Source organism: Dietzia sp. DQ11-44 (assembly GCF_014145205.1).
In the GTDB taxonomy this organism is placed as follows: domain Bacteria; phylum Actinomycetota; class Actinomycetes; order Mycobacteriales; family Mycobacteriaceae; genus Dietzia; species Dietzia natronolimnaea.
On sequence record NZ_JAALEC010000359.1, the window covers coordinates 1 to 2,571 of the forward strand.

At 71.6% G+C, this 2,571-nt stretch carries 3 protein-coding genes; all 3 read right to left on the reverse strand.

What is annotated here, in order from left to right; genetic code table 11:
* A partial coding sequence (locus G6018_RS09575; protein ID WP_241732031.1) for an FtsX-like permease family protein occupies positions 1–1,228 on the reverse strand: 1,228 nt, incomplete at its 3' end.
* Positions 1,228–1,995: an ABC transporter ATP-binding protein gene (locus G6018_RS09580; protein ID WP_179523574.1), complete on the reverse strand. Its 768-nt coding sequence runs from the start codon at positions 1,993–1,995 to the stop codon at positions 1,228–1,230. The genes G6018_RS09575 and G6018_RS09580, both read right to left, overlap by 1 nt.
* Before the next feature lie 27 nt (positions 1,996–2,022).
* Positions 2,023–2,571, reverse strand: a 549-nt coding sequence (locus tag G6018_RS09585) for a pseudouridine synthase (RefSeq protein ID WP_241732032.1), incomplete at its 5' end; no start/stop codon positions are given.

A 2,571-nucleotide genomic window follows, 5' to 3' on the forward strand; every position in this document is an offset into this window, starting at 1 on the left:
AGGAGGCGGCCCCGACCCGCATGCCCTGGACCGGGGCGACGCGTCCGGCGCGCCGGGCGGGCGCCCAGGCGGAGAACACGGTGACGACGAAGCCCAGCACCAGCGGGGTGATGACGGACATCGGGGTGAGTGCCAGGGCCCCTGAGGGGATCCCCAGGTCGAAGGCGTCGAGTACGGCGAAGATGACCCGGGCCAGTCCGAACCCGGCCAGCACGCCGATCGCCGACCCGACCAGTCCGGTCAGCGCGGCCTCGGCCAGCACGGACCGGGTGAGCTGGCCGCGGGTCGCGCCGATCGCCCGCAAGAGGGCGAGTTCGCGGAGCCGCTGTGCGACCAGCATGGAGAAGGTGTTGTAGATGATGAACGTGCCGACGAGCAGCGCGATCAGGCCGAAGGCCACGAAGAAGTAGTTGACGAAGTCCAGGATGGTCGACAGCTGCTCGGAGAGCCTCTCCTTGACCTCCTCGCCCGTGCTCACCTCGTACTCGGGGAACTCGGCGGCGAGCGTGTCGCGCATCTCCTCCTGGCTCACGCCGGGGACCGCGCGGACGGCCACGTTGGTGGCGTTCTCCCCGTCGGTGAACAGGGCGCGGGCCTGTGCGGAGGTGAAGCCGACCCCGACGTAGCCGCCGACGTCGGTCTCCGAGGAGTACGAGCCCACGACCGTGACGTCGATCATCCCCTGGGAGGTGGTGTACACCCGCGCGGAGTCGCCGATCTCAAGTCCCGCGTTGTCCAGCACCGACTCGGGGAGGACGACCTCGCCGTCCGCGGCCGGAGCGCGCCCGTCCGAGATCCAGCTGCTGCTCCCGACGGCCTGGTCGGGCTCGACCCACTCCAGCCCCTCCGACGGGGCGCCACCCGACTGATAGGGCGTGCCGTCGGAGTTGAACATCACCACGGTGCCGGTCACCCCGGGGGTGACGGCCTCGACGCCCGGCAGTCCGAGCGCGCGGTCGGCGACCTCGAACGGCACCCCGGCGCCCCGGGGGTCATCGGGTTCGATCATCGCGGACAGATCCTGCGTGCCCTGGTCGAGCAGGCCGTCGAACGTGCTCTTGAGGGTCGAGGTGAACACGAGCGACCCGGTGACGAACGCGGTGCCCAGCACCACGGCCAGGACGGACAGGACCAGGCGCAGTTTGTGCGCGGCGATGTTGCGGAGAGAGACCCGGAGCATGGGCCGGGAATGGCTGGGGGCGTGACCAGCGGCGTGGCGGGCGGCCATCACCGCTCCTCGAGCGCGCCCATGGCCGCCAGGATCTCGTCGGACGTGGGATGGGAGAGCTCACGCACGACCCGGCCGTCGGCGAGCAGCAGCACGCGGTCGGCGTAGGTCGCGGCACGCGGGTCGTGGGTGACGATGACGACGGTCTGCTGGAAGTCGTCCGCCGCACTGCGCAGGATCGACAGCACCTCCGCCGACGAGGTGGAGTCGAGGTTTCCCGTGGGCTCGTCGCCGAACAGGATGTCCGGGCGCCCCACCAGCGCACGCGCGCAGGCGACGCGCTGCTGCTGACCGCCGGACAGCTCCGAGGGGCGGTGGGACAGGCGGTCGGCGATCCCCAGCCGCCCGATCACCTCGTCGAACCACGCGCGGTCGATGGCGTGGCCCGCGATGTCCTGCGGGAGCGTGATGTTCTCCTCGGCGGTCAGGGTGGGGACGAGGTTGAAGGACTGGAATACGAACCCGATCCGGTCGCGGCGCAGCGCGGTGAGTTCCTTGTCCGCCAGGCCCACGATCTCCGTGTCACCCACGCGCACCGAACCCGAGGTCGGCCGGTCCAGGCCGGCCATGCAGTGCATGAGCGTGGACTTTCCCGAGCCGGACGGGCCCATGATCGCGGTGAACCGTCCGCGCTCGAACGAGGCGCTGACGTGGTCCAGCGCGCGGACCTCGGTCTCGCCCTCGCCGTAGGTCATGACGAGGTCGGTGGCGACGGCTGCGAGCTCCGCGCCCTCCGCCCGGTGCTGGGTCTCGGCCTGCGTGGTCATCTGCTCCCCTGGATCGTGGTGGTCGACCTAAAGCATGCAGGAGTTCGGAGCGGGTGCCGATGGGGGATGGCCCGGATCTTTCGCCCGGGCCTTCCCGGACGGCCACGCCTCGAGCGACCTGCGGGTCCTGAATCGGCGCTCGGCACCGGAGACGGGGTCGGTGAACCCGATGGTCTCCGCGAGCAACTGCAGCGGGTGGGAGAAGTCGCCAGGGGTGATCGTCCGCACCCGCGGGTACAGGTCGTCGCCGAGGATCGGCGTGCCGAGCGCGTTCATGTGGACGCGGAGCTGGTGCGTACGCCCGGTGGAGGGCTCCAGGCGGTACAGGCCGAGCGGCGTGGCCGACCCGCCCGGGTCGGGCTCACGCACCTCGAGCAGGGTGATCCGGGTGTGGGCGTCCGGGGGGCCGTCCACCTCGGCGGCCTGCAGCACCCCGCGGGTCTTGACGATCCGGCTGGACCGCTCACGGACGTGCGGCGTCCCCTCCGGCGCGGGGGCCACGGCCAGATAGGACTTGGCGACCCGCCGGGCGGCGAAGAGGTCCTGGTAGGCGGCGCGGTGGGCGGGGTCGACGGA

Bases quoted from the DNA above. Each gene is read 5' to 3' on its own strand.
- G6018_RS09580 (WP_179523574.1), bottom strand. From the start codon at position 1,995: ATGACCACGCAGGCCGAGACCCAGCACCGGGCGGAGGGCGCGGAGCTC.